Here is a 17691-nt window from a genome sequence, read left to right on the forward strand (position 1 = left end):
AATGAAAAAGCAGTTTATTTATTTTTTGTTTGTATGTACAGCCTGTTTACTGGCTTGCAGTAATCCGGTCGATCCGAACGCTTTAGAACTGAACCCTTCGGAGATTAACCGTTTGATCCCTTTTCGGGGAGAGTTGAATAATGGCGTACGGCAGCTTTATCCGGAGGAACCTTATAAAGCTTTTTGGGCTGAGAACTGGAATACTCCAGAACAGTCGATCGTATGGAAAGTGAATACCGGCGGTGAAGAGTATCAGGCAGCTATGCTGGTTTCCGTCAATCATCTTGAAAAAGGAGAGGAAGCTGTATTGACGCTTTCTAACGGAACGGATAGTGTCGTTTGCCGGATAGGGACGACCGGATGGCAGCGTTGCAGTTTTTCACGACCTTTACATTTTAATAAAGGCACTTCTGAATTGTCATTAAAAATCAGCAAGCCGGGGAAAAAGGATGATTTTAATGTGTATCTCTATTCCCTGGAAGTCGTTAAGCCGGAGACTTATAAAAGATTGCAGGCTGAAGCGGCTTCATTACGCAGTAATACGTCGTGGATGGCTGATTTGCCTTACGGGTTCTTCTTTCATTGGAATTCGAAAAGCATGCCGCAGGCAGGCGAGCCGTTAGCTTATGAGGATGCTGTAAATCAATTTGATGTAGAACGTTTTGCCCGGACTGTTCATGAGTGTGGAGGAAAGTTGGTTTTCTTTACGACTTCGTGGGCTGAATATTATTTCCCGGCTCCGATACAAACTATTGATTCGATATTACCGGGGCGGACCACAAAAAGAGATCTTGTTGCTGATCTGTCAGAAGCATTAGGAAAGTATGATATCCGTTTGATCTTGTATTATCATGTAGGGCATGGAGATAAAGAATGGTGGGACAAACAACACTATACACGCAATAATACCGGAGAGCTGTTTACAAATGTGGAAAAGATCGTCGGTGAGATCAGCCAACGTTATGGCAATCGTTTGGCTGGTTTGTGGATGGATGACGGTATTGGTTATTATCCGAATGGCGCATCCTTTGAAAAGATCGCTAAAGCCGCAAAAAGTGGAAATAAAGATTTGGTTATTTGTTTCAATCCCTGGATATTACCGAAGTTGACAGAGTTTCAGGATTATTATGCCGGGGAGTTAGGGTTGTCTTTAGCCAGTGCCGGGGTAAACGATCCTTATCTTCCTGAAGATGGAGACGGTTTGTTTCATGGCGGACCTCAGGATGGTTTGCAAGCCACTTTTTCCGGTACATTGGAACCGGGCGATTGGACTCATATTTATAAAGATTCTATTATCGGTGATCCTGTTCTTTCCATCGAAGAATTGACACAAGTAGTGAAAGAATCCAACAAGCGGAAGAATCTTCCGATGATTAATGTACGTATTTATCAGGACGGCACGATTTCGCCGAAGTCGGCAGCTTTGTTGAAGGAATTGAACAATCGAATTAGCAAGGATTGATAACCGGGAGGTTTCAGATCTAAAGTAAACAGGTGTTCAGGAATAAGAATTCAACCGCTTGAGGGATGGTTCTCTGTTAAAATGCAAGATGAACCATCTCTTTTCTTGATAAATGAAAGAAAAAGTAAGATTTTTCTTTTAAATCCTTTGCTCATATAAATTATTGTTCTACATTTGCAGCGTCAAACAAATTAAAGACGATAAGAAAAGATGATGAACAATGTATTACATATTATTCTCGTGGTGGTCCTTCTAGTCATTAGTAGGTAAGGAGAAAGGTGTGTAAGAAGTTGTGAAGTCGTAAATGATATTTCTTAAGCCTTTCTCCATATAGAGAAGGGCTTTTTTATTTACCGTGGTACGGGCGATTCGCGAATCGCCCATACATAAAAAAACAGATATGATGAAGAATCCGTTAAGAAGTTCATATAGCACAGAGGGCAGACGCATGGCGGGAGCCCGTGCTTTGTGGCGTGCCAACGGCATGAAAGAAGAACAGTTCGGCAAACCGATTATAGCCATTGTGAATTCATTTACTCAGTTTGTCCCGGGACATGTGCATTTGCACGAGATCGGACAACAAGTGAAAGCGGAGATTGAAAAACTCGGTTGCTTTGCCGCAGAATTTAATACGATCGCTATCGATGACGGTATCGCCATGGGACACGACGGAATGCTTTATTCCCTTCCTTCCCGCGACATTATTGCAGACAGCGTTGAATACATGGTAAATGCCCATAAGGCTGACGCTATGGTTTGTATCAGCAACTGCGACAAGATCACTCCGGGTATGCTGATGGCTGCGATGCGTTTGAATATCCCGACAATCTTTGTTTCCGGGGGACCAATGGAAGCCGGAAATCTGGACGGACGCGCACTCGACCTGATCGATGCGATGATCGAAGCTGCCGATGATTCTGTAAGCGATGAACAGGTTGAGATGGTTGAACGTTCGGCTTGTCCGACCTGCGGATGTTGTTCCGGTATGTTTACTGCTAACTCGATGAACTGTCTGAATGAAGCGATCGGTCTGGCTCTTCCCGGTAACGGTACAGTAGTGGCAACGCATGTCAACCGTACGCGCCTGTCTAAGAAGGCTGCCCAAATGATCGTGGATAATGCGTTCAAATATTATCGTGACGGCGATGATTCTGTATTGCCCCGTAGTATTGCCACCCGTCAGGCATTCCTGAATGCGATGTCACTCGATATTGCAATGGGAGGATCTACCAATACAGTCCTTCACTTATTGGCTGTTGCTCATGAAGCGGAAGCTGACTTCACCATGAAAGATATCGATATGCTTTCACGTAAAACTCCTGTTATCTGTAAAGTGGCTCCAAGCTGTTCCTATCATGTGGAAGATGTGAACCGTGCAGGAGGTATCATGGGTATCATGAATGAGTTGGTAAAAGCCGGCCTGGTGGATGATTCGGTGAAGCGTGTGGACGGACTGACCCTGGGGCAGGCGATCGACCAATATTGTATCACATCCGTAAATGTTACGGAAGAAGCAATCAATATTTATAAAAGTGCTCCGGCACACCGTTTCAATCTGGTGCTCGGTTCACAGGAAAGCTATTATAAGGAACTCGATACGGATCGTGCAAACGGTTGCATCCGTGATGTGGAACATGCTTATGTAAAAGACGGTGGTCTGGCTGTTCTCTACGGAAATATAGCGCAGGATGGTTGTGTTGTCAAGACAGCAGGGGTAGATGAAAGTATCTTCCGTTTTGCAGGTCCGGCAAAAGTTTTCGATTCGCAGGATGCCGCTTGCGAGGGCATCCTTAAAGACAAAGTCGTCTCCGGCGATGTCGTCGTTATCACCTATGAAGGTCCGAAAGGTGGACCGGGTATGCAGGAAATGTTGTATCCGACCTCTTATATAAAGAGTAAACACCTGGGAAAAGAATGTGCATTGATCACGGACGGACGCTTCAGCGGTGGAACATCAGGTTTGTCAATCGGACATATCTCTCCCGAAGCTGCTGCAGGCGGAGCGATTGGCTTAGTGAAAGACGGCGATATTATTGAAATTAATATTCCCGAGAGAACCATAAACGTAAAGGTAAGCGATGCCGAACTGGCAGAACGCCGCCAGGCAGAAGAAGCCCGCGGACCGAAAGCCTTTACACCTCCTTTCCGCCAGCGTACGGTATCGAAAGCACTGAAGGCATACGCCAAGATGGTTGCTTCGGCCGATAAAGGCGGCGTTAGAGTAATTGACAATTGACAGTGGACAATTGACAATTATGAAAAGTAAAAGACATAATAAGCAGGAAACATTAATAATAACATTCAATTGTCAATTCTCAATTGTCAATTGTCAATTAGAAAAGAGATGGATAAACAAAAGATAACCGGTTCGGAAGCTTTGCTGAAAGCGCTGATCGCTGAAGGAGTAGATACTATCTTCGGTTATCCGGGCGGGCAGGCAATTCCTATATACGATAGTTTATACGACTATAAAGATCAATTGAAACATGTTCTGGTACGCCACGAACAAGGTGCGACACATGCGGCTCAGGGATATGCCCGCGTTTCCGGTAAAGTGGGGGTAACGTTGGTTACTTCCGGACCAGGAGCAACAAATACCATTACCGGTATTGCCGATGCATTGATGGACAGTACGCCGATGGTTGTAATTGCCGGACAAGTTCCGTCTCCACTGCTGGGTACCGATGCTTTTCAGGAAGTCGACGTAATCGGTATTACACAACCAATAACTAAATGGGCCTATCAGATTCGTAAGCCGGAAGAAATAGCCTGGGCCGTATCCCGTGCTTTCTATATCGCATCGACGGGACGTCCCGGTCCGGTAGTACTTGACCTGGCCAAAGATGCACAAGTAGGTTTGGTGGATTATGAATACGAAAAGGTAAATTATATACGCAGCTATCAGCCGGAGCCGGATATCAAACAAGAACGTATTGAAGCCGCTGCCGCTCTGATCAATAGTGCAAAGAAACCGTTCTGTCTGGTAGGCCAGGGGGTTATCCTGGGTGGGGCAGAAGAGGAATTGAAAGCCTTCTTGGAGAAAAACGATATACCTGCCGGTTCGACCGTGTTAGGATTGTCGGCACTTCCTTCCGACTTCCCCTTACATAAAGGTATGCTTGGTATGCATGGAAATGTAGGACCTAACCGGAAGACAAACGAATGTGATGTGCTGATCGCTATCGGTATGCGTTTCGATGACCGTGTGACCGGCGATTTGAAGACCTACGCCAAGCAGGCAAAAATTATCCATTTGGATATCGACAACTCGGAAATCGGAAAGAATGTACCTGTTGATATAAAGGTATTGGGGAATGCAAAACATACCATTCCGATGATCACCTCTTTGCTGGAAGAACGGAAGCGTCCCGAATGGAATGCCGAGTTCGAGCCGGATGAAAGGGAAGAAGAAGAAAAAGTGATCCGTAAGGAACTTTTCCCTACCGAAGGGCAGTTGAAGATGGGAGAAGTAGTACGTAAAGTATCCGAAGCAACCGGCAATGATGCTATCCTGGTTACCGATGTAGGTCAAAACCAAATGATGGGTGTCCGTTACTTCAAATATAAGCAAACCCGTAGTGTGGTCACTTCAGGAGGTCTGGGTACGATGGGCTTCGGTCTTCCTGCTGCTATCGGAGCCAAACTGGGTGCTCCCGACCGTACGGTTTGTTTCTTTACCGGCGACGGTGGTATCCAAATGACTATCCAGGAACTGGGAACCATCATGCAGGAAGAACTGAATGTGAAGATCATCGTTCTTAATAATAATTTCCTCGGTATGGTACGCCAGTGGCAGGAATTGTTCTTCCAGGAACGTTATTCGAACACCATCATGAAAAATCCGGACTTTGTCGCGATAGCCAAGGCTTTCGGTATTGCTTCACGCGCTGTTGACAGCCGTGAAGAACTGGACGGTGTAATAGAAGAAATGCTTAACCATGACGGCGCTTACCTGTTGGTTGCCAACGTGGAAACCTGTGGAATGGTATATCCGATGGTTCCGGCCGGAGGAAGCGTTACGAATATGATTTTAGGTGCTAAGTAAGGAGGAACAATTATGAATACGAAAAAATTATATACCGTTATTATCTTTTCAGAAAACACAGTAGGTCTTCTGAACCAGATAACCGTTATCTTTACGCGCCGGCAACTGAACATTGAGACGCTTTCTGTTTCTCCTTCCGCCATAAAGGGAATACATAAGTTCACAATTACTACCTTTGCCGATGAGGATATGATCGATAAGGTCGTTAAACAGATCGACAAGCGTGTGGATATTCTGAAAGCCTATTATAATACGGATGAAGACCTGGTTTACCAAGAAATAGCTCTTTACAAACTGAGTACCGAACTCTTTATCAAGATGGGTACGGTAGAAGATCTGATCCGTAAGTATAATGCCCGCATCCTCGAAATGAACGAGAGCTGTGTCGTACTCGAAAAGAGTGGTCATTATGATGAAACGCAAGCCTTGTTCAAAGAACTGAGTGAGACGATCGGCGTGTTGCAATTCATCCGTTCCGGCCGTGTTGCGATTACGAAGAGTAAGGTAGAGCGCCTGAGCGATATGCTGTCCTCGATGGAAAAGAAGTTGCAGGATAAACATTAATACAAACAGAAGGACTTCGTCCCTTATAAAAAGAAGAGTATGGAGAAGAACAAAGTAGGAGAATTTCATTTCGTAACCGAGTCTTATCTGATGGACTTTCGGGGTCGCATCACTATTCCGATGATCGGAACTTATTTGCTGCACGCCGCTTCCTGTCATGCCGCCGACCGTGGCTTCGGTTATAACGACATGACCGAAAGGCATACCGCATGGGTGCTTTCCCGTCTGGCAATCGAAATGACTTCCTATCCGGCTATGTCCGAGTCCGTAACCTTATATACCTGGGTCGATGAAGTCGGAAAGTTATTTACCAGCCGTTGTTTCGAACTGGTGAATGGCGAAGGTAAAACATTCGGCTTTGCCCGTTCCATCTGGGCGGCTATCGATGTGGAAACCCGTCGTCCGACTTTGCTCGATGTAGAAGGGCTGAGTGCTTATGTCACCGACCGTCCCTGTCCGATCGAGAAACCCGGTAAGATCTCCCCGGTAGAAAACAAGGTGCCCGGTGAGCCCTATCGTGTGAAATACAGCGACCTCGATGTGAATGGACATTTGAACAGTATCAAATACATGGAACACCTGCTCGACCTGTTCGATATCAGTATGTTTCGTGAAAAAGAGATAAGCCGTTTCGAAATAGCTTATCAGTCTGAAGGTAAATACGGCATGGAGTTGACGCTCCATAACCAAGAAGTATCCGAAGGCAAATATAATATGGCAATATGTAACGATGGCAAAGCAATATGCCGCGCCGCTGTCACCTGGACATAGATGCAAAATGGCACACAGATGACGCAGATTGAACAGATGGGCACAGATTTATATTGTGTGAATAAATTATTATCTGCGTAAATCTGTCTAATCTGCGTCATCTGCGTGCCATAGTGAGACTTATATAGAAACAAATTATTTTATATACATTTTAATAGTAAAAAGAAAATGGCAGTAATGAATTTTGGCGGTGTTGATGAAAACGTAGTAACCCGCGAAGAATTTCCGTTGGAAAAGGCAAGAGAAGTATTGAAAGATGAAACTATCGCCGTGATAGGTTATGGCGTACAAGGTCCCGGCCAGAGCCTGAACTTGCGCGACAACGGTTTTAACGTAATTGTAGGACAACGTAAAGGTGGTAAGACTTGGGAAAAAGCCGTTGCTGACGGTTGGGTGCCGGGCGAAACACTGTTCGATATCGAAGAAGCTTGCGAAAAAGCAACAATCATACAGTATCTGCTTTCAGATGCCGCACAGATTGAAGTATGGCCGCGTATCAAAAAATACCTGACTCCGGGTAAGGCTTTGTATTTCTCTCACGGTTTCGGTATTACTTATAAAGAACGTACAAACATCATCCCTCCTGCTGATGTAGACGTAATCCTGGTTGCTCCGAAAGGATCGGGTACTTCACTTCGTCGTATGTTCCTGCAAGGCCGTGGCTTGAACTCAAGCTACGCTATCTTCCAGGATGCAACAGGCAAGGCATGGGATCGTGTAATCGCACTGGGTATTGGTGTCGGTTCAGGTTACCTGTTCGAAACAACTTTCAAGAAAGAAGTATATTCCGACCTGACTGGCGAACGTGGTACTTTGATGGGTGCAATCCAGGGATTACTGCTTGCTCAGTACGAAACACTGCGTGAAAACGGTCACGAACCTTCTGAAGCATTCAATGAAACAGTAGAAGAACTTACTCAGTCGTTGATGCCGTTGTTCGCAGAAAACGGTATGGACTGGATGTATGCAAACTGTTCGACTACAGCACAGCGTGGTGCTTTGGACTGGATGGGCCCGTTCCACGATGCTACAAAACCGGTATTCCAGAAACTGTATAGCGAAGTTGCCTGTGGTAACGAAGCACAGCGTTCTATCGATACAAACAGTAAGCCAGACTACCGTGAAGGTCTTGAAAAAGAACTGGCTGCTCTTCGCGACAGCGAAATGTGGCGTGCAGGTGCTGTTGTTCGTAAACTTCGTCCTGAAAACAACTAATAGTTGGTGCGATAAGTAAGCTAAACATTTTTGTGATATAAAGCGGTAATCCGGTATGTTCCGGGTTGCCGCTTTTTCTATCCCGTTACCGGTTAAGCATAAATCTCTGACTAATTAAGTCTTACCTCATGACTTATTAATACAAAAGTCCTTACTTATTAAAGCTACCCTGTACACCTTGCCTGATTACCCTGTACACCTTGGCTATCCATCCTGTACACCCTGTCCGGCTACCCTGTACAGGGTAATAATAAGTAGGGGCTTTTGATTTAGAAACTCCCTGGCTATATAATAAAAGGTGCCGGAAAGGGATATAGTGGCTACCTGTGTGACTGCTTTTAGCTAAGTAAGTTTTCTATCATAAAGTTTTCCGAATTTATCTGTCATCTGCAACAATTACCTGTATTTGTTTGGCTATTAGGCTATAAATGGTTGCAGATAGTTGTTTTTATCTGCAACCTTATCTGTCATCTGTCACCGGTATGAAACATCACCGTGTTATATGTTAAAACCCGTTATCGGCGAAATTGGTTTATCGATCTCTTATGCTTATTGTATTTGATCGGTTAGGAGTTTTTACCGGATTACTTTTCTTAATTCATGAATGTTAAATAGTGAGGAATAAAGTATTAAATATATATTTTTATGCTTGTAGTTATTAATGATAGATTATATTTGTTGAAGAAAGTATTGTGTGTGTAATCAAGATAAGTAGATCGAAATGTTGTGTGTAAGAAGTTGTGTGTCTTAATTTTGTGAACTTTATTTTAGAACGTATGGACCTAGGCGCTTTTTTGAGGAGAGAAGCGCAACCTCTAATGAAATGAACGCTATTATGATTAAAATTATTTAATTAAAGTCTTGAATTTAACTATGTGGACAGACTCAAAACTAATTAAATCACTAATGTTTTCTGTATTGTTTGGAGCTGCGGGAACTGTAGTTGCAGCTATTCCAACAAGTCCCGAAACGATGGTAGTGCAACAGGGAAATAAGGTCTCAGGCCTTGTCTCTGACGATATGGGGCCCGTAGCCGGTGCTTCTGTCGTAGTAAAAGGAACTTCTGTCGGTACGATTACCGATACCGACGGCCGATTTAGCCTGGATAATGTCCGGCGGGGATCGGTTATTGTAATATCTTTTGTCGGCCTGGCTACGCAGGAGATTACCTGGAATGGGCAAGCCAACTTACATGTTAAGTTGAGCGATGCGACACAAGATTTGGATGAAGTTGTAGTTGTAGCTTATGGTACGGCTAAGAAATCGACCTTTACCGGATCGGCCTCTGTTGTGAAAGCAGAGAAACTGGAAAAGGTGATGGGTACCGGTTTTACGGAAGCATTGCAAGGTATGTCGGCCGGTGTGAATGTGGTAAACGTACAAGGTAATCCCGGTGCCGAAGCCCGTGTCGAAATTCGTGGTATTTCTTCTATGTCCGGAAAGGCTGATCCTTTGTATATTGTTGACGGTATGCCTTACGATGGCGGTCTGAATCAGATCAATCCGACGGATATCGAATCGATGACGGTCTTGAAGGATGCTGCGGCAACCTCTTTGTATGGTTCGCGTGCTGCGAATGGGGTTGTGATGATTACTACCAAGAGAGGTAAATCAGCTAAGCCTCAGATTAATTTCCGTGGGGCATGGGGTACTTCGGACAATGCGGTAAAGAACCCTAAAAAGGCGAACCCTTATCAACAGTTGGAAAATACCTGGTATGCATTGTATTACGATGCATTGCTTTACGACGGCATGGATGCCAAGGCTGCCGGCGATTATGCATCTTCCCAGGCATTGACCAAACAGGTGAAAGCAACAAGAAATTCAAAGGGAGAAACTATTTATGTAACCCCGTTTAGATACATCAACGAAGATTATGTTTTGCATGACGGTAACGGCAATCCTTACATGAATCCTAATCTGGAATATGTATGGGAGGAAGACGACTGGGATGTTTATAAAGCCATCTTCTCCCGAAAACTACGTCAGGATTATAGTGTGGATATAAGCGGACAGACCGGAAATGGTAAGACTTCATATTTCTTCTCCGGTGGTTACCTGGATGATCAGGGATATGGAAATCGCCAGTATTACAAACGGTATTCTTTCCGTACGAATTTAAGTACGGAACTGTTCGACTGGTGGAAGGTGGCAGGTAGCTTGTCCTATTCCCGTCATCGCCAAAATGTATCGGGAGGTGCCAGCCGTGCTGCCAACTTTACGACAACGCTGTCGTCTCCCTGGTTGCGTAACGAGGATAATACGGGATGGGTGGTTTCGGAAAAGACCGGAAAAAGAATGTACGACTATGGCAAATACACCAATAACTTCTTCGGAGCACATGTCCTGAACAACTCGGGTGATTATTGGGATAATGAGAATGATGATAGTTTCGATAATAATATGGGGCATATTCTCTCGGCTCAGTTTAATACAGAGTTTAAGTTGCCGTATAACCTGAAGTTCCGTTCAGCTTTGAATATCGACGATTATTGGAGTCGTTCGATGGTGTATACATCAGCTGTACATGGTAGTGGCCAGACTGCTCCTTACGGTATTTCTATCCTGGCGGATGGAGGTTATGCCAGCCGTTATGATTTCAATAAGCGCTCTACCACCTGGAATAATGTGTTGTCGGGCGACTGGTCGATCGGCGATCATAATATTTCCGCTATGGCTGGTCACGAGTGGTATACCTGGGATTCTCACTATGAGCAAGGTTGGGGTGAAGGAATCATGGAATTAGGTAAATATGAGTTATCGAATACGACCAAAAATTTTGGTGTATGGGGAGGCCGTGATAAATATTCTCTGTTGTCATTCTTCGGAAAACTGGATTATAATTTCCTGAATAAGTACTATCTCTCTGCCTCGATTCGTGAGGACGGTTCTTCCCGCTTCAGCTCCGATAACCGTTGGGGTACATTCTGGTCGGCCGGTGCTTCTTGGAGAATATCGAAAGAAGGCTTCTTGGAAGATACGAAATGGATTGACAATCTGGTGCTTCGTGCCAGTTACGGTACGACCGGTAATGATAAGTTGATTGTACGTAATGCCAGTAACGGTAAAGCTGGGGACGAAGTACTATACGGTTATCAGGGAACTTATGAAAGTGATGACCTCTATCTGAAGTCTGGTCTGAAGCCTTCTACTACTCCGACTCCGGATTTGAAATGGGAGAGCAATAAACAATGGAATATTGGTTTGGACTTTTCTTTCCTCAGCCGTCTGAGCGGTACGGTGGAATATTACTCCCGTACGTCCAATGACCTGTTGTATTATAAGGAATTGCCTCTGTCGGCCCAGGTTGGTGCTGCTTCCGGATATAATATGAATATCGGTGACCTTCGTAATAGCGGTGTTGAAATAACGATCAATGCCAACATCTTTACTTCAAAAGATTTCAGATGGGATATCGACGCCAATATGAGTACACTGAAGAATGAGGTTACTTATCTGCCGACAGGTGCTTATACCTATGCCGGTACGGCTTGTACCTATAAAATGGAAGAAGGTAAGTCTATCTACGAGTTTATCGCCCCTCAATATGACGGTGTGAATCCTGAAACAGGTCTGCCCGGTTGGTTGATCCGCGACGGTAACGGAGGTTGGGTACGTACGGAAGACCAGGCGAAAGTAACTACCGATGATTTCGTATACTGTGGTTCTGCCATTCCTAAAGTATTCGGTTCTATCACCAACAACTTCCAGTTTAAAGGGATCGACCTGTCGTTTATGTTCTATTATTCTTATGGATCGAAGATTTCCGACTATACTTACAAAGAACGTATCATGAACCGTCCGGGTGTGGGTGTCGTACAGGAATTGGTAGAAGACCGTTGGAGACAGCCGGGTGATGCGGGAACGCTTATTCCCCGTTGGTCGTATACTCAGTATGGTGCAACGGTTAAATATGCCGACAACTTTGTATTCGACAATCATTACTGGCGTCTGAGAAACCTTACTTTAGGCTATACTTTACCAAAGAATATCAGCCGTAAGGCATTGGTGGAAAATCTGCGTGTGTATGTGACAGGTAATAACCTGTTGACTTTCGGACCGGCAAAGAAACGCTTTACAGATCCCGAAACAGGTGTCATGGGTAACAGTTATAACGGTAACGCTGAAACGGATAACGGTATTCAGGGTTCGAGAAGACTGTATATGGTCGGTATTCAAATCACATTATAAATGCAAAAAAGATATTTATGAAAAGATTATTTATAAACATATCCTTCCTGTCCCTCGCTCTTGTAGGTTTTATTCTAACAGGATGTGATGACGATCTGACAACCAGTTCGTATGTGAAAGTGAATGATACGGATGTGCTCGAAAATATATCCCAGCTGGAAAAAGTCTTGACTTCGGCTTATAAACAGTTGTATTTTAATACGGATAAAGGCGATCGTGTGTATGCCGGGCTGCCGGGCTTCCAAATGTATGTCGATGCAGGCGGTGCGGATATCGTGAGCCATACCAATATGGGTGGCGACCAGGTAACGGCTTATCAGTATTCGAACTCAAAGACGCAGGCGGATGGAAATGCATCCAAGATATGGTCGATGTGCTATAACGTGATCAACCGTGCCAACATTATCCTGACCAATGTGGATAATGCCAGCGGAGATGAAACGCAAAAGAAACATATCAAAGGGCAGGCATTGGCTATGCGTGGAATTCAATACTTCCATCTGATACAGAATTATCAGCAAACGTATGTTATTGCAAAAAATAAACGGGGTGTGATTTTGCGTACCTCTTCCAACGATGAAGCTCATAAAGGCTTTTCAACGGTGGAGGAAATATATACGCAGATTGTATCCGACCTTACCACTGCAAAGTCGTTGCTCGCTGATTATCATCCGACAGACTTATGGTTAATTAATTCGGAGATTTGTTCCGGTATCCTGGCCCGTGTATATCTGGTGATGCAGAACTGGGAAGGGGCTTACAACGAAGCGAAGATCGTTTATGACAACCATAGCCAGTTGATGACGCGCGAACAGTACCGTTCGGGATTCGACGATATGATCAGCGGCAATTATCCGGAAGTGGTTTGGGCGATGAAGTATACAGCCGATAACAACCTGGGTGGTAGTACGCAGTTTAACTTTTGGTATAATCAAGATGAAAGTTATGGCGAAGGCTATGCGGATGGTCCGATCTATTCTTTCCTGGATTACTTTGTGGATGAGCAGTTTGTAAAACTGTTTGAGGAAAAAGAAGACCGGTATCAGTTTTGGAAACGTACAAGGAATGCGAACAAGGAAATCAATACAAAATGGGCTTTCGACAAGTATAAACATTACGGAGAAGATGGTGGGAGTGTGATCCAAAGTGCTACCCGTCCTGAAGTGTGCCTGATGCGTGGTGCTGAAATGCTGTTGATTATGGCGGAGGCTGCAGCTCAGAAAGGAAGTACAGGAGAGGCTCTGACTTTATTGAATCGTTTGCAGGTAGCACGTAATGCGACTCCGACAACCAACGGAGGTGGGGATGCATTATTGGAAGATATCTACAAAGAACGGCGTAAAGAGCTGATCTGTGAAGGACAGGCTGGTTTTTATGATCTGGTTCGTTTGCAGAAGCGATTGATTCGTTATGGCGAAACGGCAACAAATCCTGCCGGACATTATGTGTGGGGTATGCAATATCTGAATGGATATAATGTCAGCGATCCTCAACCTGTGGGAATTCTTGAATCGAATGATTACCGTTTCTTCTGCCAAATTCCTCAAATGGAAATCCTTAATAATGATGCAATCTCAGAGGCTGATCAGAATCCTTGGAGCGGGCAGTAAAAATTCATTCATATTATAATAGAAGGAGCTTTTAGGAGCTCCTTTTTTTGTGTTGAAAATACCATAGTCTCTATAGAACTCTTGTTATTTCGCGGTCAAATATAGTAATATTATTTAATTTGGATTTAAATATACTGTTAAAATGTTATCGTTTACAAATATTAGATCAATAGATTGAAAAAAGGAGTATTTAGTAAACAAAGCCTATAATTCTTATTTTCAGATACATATACCCCAAGTCGTCTAAAAAACTTTTTTATAGTCCCCTTCAAAAACAAGGAATTTAACGAGGCAAAATCAATATCAGAGAAATAAGTAGTGAGTTCTATAGAGACTATGGCATTACATAAAAAAAGAACAAAACTAAATTCTAGTTTCGATAAACTTTTGGTATGGTCAAAATATTCAATGTGACAATGTTTAAATGCATCTGATAAATACTATTTGAAGTGTATTTTTCTTGTGGTTAGAAAGACTTAATTATTTAATTGTAAAATTTAGCTTATGTTGACAAATTCGAAACTGGTTAAGACCTTAGTGCTGGCTACTGTATTTGGTACAGTGGGGACTATTGAGGCATCAGTGATTCCGACCTCACTAGGTGCTACGATCACACAACAGAAGAGCAAAGTTGCAGGTTTTGTTGAAGACGAAATGGGACCGGTAGCAGGTGCTTCTATCTCTATTAAGGGGACTTCCAACGGTACTATTACCGATATGGATGGTAAATTTGAGTTGGACGGTGTACAAAAAGGGAATGTTCTTGTCATTTCATTTGTCGGATTACAGACACAGGAAATTACATGGAACGGACAAAGTTCGATAAAAGTAAAATTGCTTAGCGACACACAGGATCTTGATGAGGTTGTAGTTGTTGCGTATGGTACGACGAAGAAGTCTTCTTTTACAGGTTCTGCATCTGTTGTTAAGTCTGATCAATTGGAAAAGATTTCTGCAACTAGTTTTACAGAAGCTTTGCAAGGTATGAGTGCCGGTGTAAATGTTTCTAATAATGAGGGTAACCCGGGTGGCGAAACTCGTATCCAAATCCGTGGTATCAGTTCTATGTCAGGTAAGACAACTCCGTTATATGTGGTGGATGGTATGCCTTATGACGGTAGTATAAATTCTATTTCACCTTCAGACATTGAGTCAATGACTGTTTTGAAGGATGCTGCCGCTTCTTCACTGTACGGTTCACGTGCAGCAAACGGAGTCGTGGTTATTACAACTAAAAAGGGTAAAGTCGGTAAGCCGGTTATAAATTTCCGTGGAGCCTGGGGTACTTCCGACAATGCGGTAGCAAATCCTAAAAAGGCAGATCCCTACCAGCAATTAACCAATTTGTGGCGTGGTATTTATAATGACAAACACTATGTAGAAGGTCTGGATTCAAAGACGGCCGGTGATTATGCTTCTGCTAATCTATTGTCACGTGCTGTCAATCCGCGTGTAAACTCAAAGGGAGAAACTGTATATGTCACTCCGTTTAAATGGACAGGCGATGCTTCCAATTATGTTTTACATGACGGTGAAGGTAATTGCTGGACTAATCCGGACCTGGAAATGGTGTGGGATGAAAGCGATTATGACTGGTATGGTGCTTTGTTCTCACGAAAATTGCGTCAGGATTACGGTATTGATGTCAGTGGTGCTACACAAGATGGCAAAACCAATTATTTCACTTCTTTATCTTATTTGAATGATAAGGGGTATGCTAATAACCAATATTATAAACGTTATTCATTCCGTGCCAGTGTCACTACCGAGCTGACAAACTGGTTGAATATGGGTGGAAGCCTGGCTTATAGCTATTCACGTCAGAATATCTCCGGTGCGACTCGTGCTACGGTGTATTCTAACACATTGAACTCTCCTTGGTTGCGTAACGAAGATAATACGGCTTGGTATACTTCTCAGAAGACCGGAAAGCGTATCTATGATTTTGGTGAAAATTCAATGAATTTCTTTGGAATCCATTGTTTGGCTAATTCTGGTGACTATTGGAATAATCCCAACGATGATGATTTCAATAATAAAGAAGGTGGCATGTTGACAGCCCACTATTTTGCAGGTCTGAATCTGCCCTTCGATATAAAATTCAAGACGAATGTAAACCTGGATGATATTACGGAAACGCAATATCAATATGGTTCGGCTGTTCACGGACAAGGACAACAGCAGCCGTACGGTGTTACGGTGCTTACAAATGGAGGTTGGGCTTCCCGTACTAATTACAAGACTCAGTCTGTAACCTGGAATAACTTGCTGACCTGGAATAAATCTTTTGGTGAACATAATCTGGATCTTATGTTAGGTCATGAGTTTTATCACTATAACCAACAGTATGACTATAGTTATGGTGAAGGCATCATGCAGATAGGTCAATTTGAAACGGCTTCAACAACTAGCAACTGGGAAATTAACTCCTGGCGCAATCGTTATTCTTTGCTGTCGTTCTTTGGTAAGGCGGATTATAATTTCCAGAACAAATATTACTTGTCGGCTTCTTTCCGTCGTGACGGATCTTCCCGTTTCAGCAAAGAGAGCCGCTGGGGTAACTTCTTCTCTGTAGGTGCATCCTGGAGAATCTCTAAAGAAGAATTTATGGAAAATACAAGCAGTTGGCTGGATAACCTCTCTCTTCGTGGTAGCTATGGTACGTCGGGTAATGATAAGTTATATCCTCGTAATGCAGGTAACGGACAGGCTGGAGATGAAATACTGTATGCTTACCAGGCTTATTATACAAAAGAAAATCTGTTTGGTGCAGCTGGTTACAAGCCGATGACTATTGCCACTCCAAACCTGAAGTGGGAACGAAACGAACAATATAACATTGCAGTAGACTTTTCTTTCCTGAATCGTCTGAGTGGAACAATCGAATATTATTCACGCAGTTCAAAAGATTTGTTGTATTATCGTGACCTGCCGTTGTCAGCACAGGTTGGGGATGCTGCCGGTTACAATACGAACTTAGGTAATGTCCGTAACAGTGGTTTTGAAATTACTTTAAGTGCTGCCGCTATTAAGAATAAGGAGTTCCAGTGGAATATCGACTTAAACTTCTCTACTTTGGACAATGAAGTAACTTATTTGCCTGGCGGTGCTTACACTTATGCAAACCGTGGTGCAACCTATAAACTGGAAGAAGGACATTCATTGTATGAATTCTACATGCCGAAACATGCCGGCGTAAATCCGGACAATGGTAATCGTCTTTATCTGATCAAGGATGGTAATGGCGGATGGAAAACAACTGAAAACTATTCGGATGTGACCATGAATGATTACCAATGGTGCGGATCAGCTATCCCGACTGCTTTCGGATCTATTACCAATACATTTAATTATAAAGGATTTGACTTGTCATTCATGTTCTATGCTTCGTTTGGAGCTACTATGTACGATTATACCTGGTTGGAACGTACAGCAGGTTTGGATGGTGTAGGTATGATTCAGGACCTGGTGGAAGGAAAACGTTGGGAAAAACCGGGTGATCAGGCTGAGTTCTCCCGTCTGTCTTCCGCAAATGCCAGCTTGAATGTGAAACGTACGGATTTCTTCTTGTTCAATAACGACTTCCTGCGTTTGAGAAACGTTACATTGGGCTATACGATTCCGAAAATGTTGACTCAGAAACTGGGTATTGCCAATGCCCGTGTTTACCTGACAGGTGACAATCTGTGTACATTCGGACCGGCTGCTAAACGTCACAGCGAACCGGAAACCGGTGTGTTAGGTAACAACTACAATGGTAATACCGAAACCGATAATGGTGTTCAGGGATCAAGAAGAGTTTATATGGCAGGTATTCAGGTAACATTTTAATT

At 43.5% G+C, this 17691-nt stretch carries 9 protein-coding genes; all 9 read left to right on the forward strand.

The genetic code is table 11. The features are described from left to right. The first annotated feature begins 1 nt into the window (after position 1). Positions 2-1462 (forward strand): alpha-L-fucosidase, encoded by a 1461-nt coding sequence (locus P3L47_RS11260; protein WP_277780843.1) that lies wholly within the window; start codon positions 2-4, stop codon positions 1460-1462. A 403-nt stretch (positions 1463-1865) separates the two neighbouring features. After that, positions 1866-3698 carry a dihydroxy-acid dehydratase gene (gene ilvD / locus P3L47_RS11265; RefSeq protein WP_277780844.1) on the forward strand — a complete coding sequence of 611 codons (1833 nt, stop codon included), beginning with the start codon at positions 1866-1868 and terminating at the stop codon, positions 3696-3698. Between the two features lie 108 nt (positions 3699-3806). Continuing rightward, positions 3807-5507 carry a biosynthetic-type acetolactate synthase large subunit gene (ilvB, locus tag P3L47_RS11270; RefSeq protein WP_277780845.1) on the forward strand — a complete coding sequence of 567 codons (1701 nt, stop codon included), beginning with the start codon at positions 3807-3809 and terminating at the stop codon, positions 5505-5507. Positions 5508-5519: 12 nt separating this feature from the next. Continuing rightward, the gene (ilvN, locus tag P3L47_RS11275; protein ID WP_075556283.1) at positions 5520-6071 is read left to right on the forward strand and encodes an acetolactate synthase small subunit; all 552 of its coding nucleotides are present in this window, start codon (positions 5520-5522) and stop codon (positions 6069-6071) included. A 39-nt stretch (positions 6072-6110) separates the two neighbouring features. After that, positions 6111-6842 carry an acyl-[acyl-carrier-protein] thioesterase gene (locus tag P3L47_RS11280; RefSeq protein WP_129729205.1) on the forward strand — a complete coding sequence of 244 codons (732 nt, stop codon included), beginning with the start codon at positions 6111-6113 and terminating at the stop codon, positions 6840-6842. Positions 6843-7010: 168 nt separating this feature from the next. Beyond that, complete coding sequence (gene ilvC, locus P3L47_RS11285) at positions 7011-8057, forward strand: ketol-acid reductoisomerase (RefSeq protein WP_075556285.1); 1047 nt, start codon at positions 7011-7013, stop codon at positions 8055-8057. A gap of 906 nt (positions 8058-8963) precedes the next feature. Further along, entirely contained in the window at positions 8964-12248 is a 3285-nt protein-coding gene (locus tag P3L47_RS11290; protein WP_233577014.1) for a SusC/RagA family TonB-linked outer membrane protein, read from the forward strand. Between the two features lie 17 nt (positions 12249-12265). Further along, positions 12266-13858: a RagB/SusD family nutrient uptake outer membrane protein gene (locus P3L47_RS11295; protein ID WP_277780846.1), complete on the forward strand. Its 1593-nt coding sequence runs from the start codon at positions 12266-12268 to the stop codon at positions 13856-13858. Between the two features lie 504 nt (positions 13859-14362). Next, complete coding sequence (locus tag P3L47_RS11300) at positions 14363-17689, forward strand: SusC/RagA family TonB-linked outer membrane protein (RefSeq protein WP_277780847.1); 3327 nt, start codon at positions 14363-14365, stop codon at positions 17687-17689. Positions 17690-17691 lie beyond the last annotated feature (2 nt).

The organism is Parabacteroides chongii (assembly GCF_029581355.1).
Taxonomy (GTDB): Bacteria; Bacteroidota; Bacteroidia; order Bacteroidales; family Tannerellaceae; genus Parabacteroides; species Parabacteroides chongii.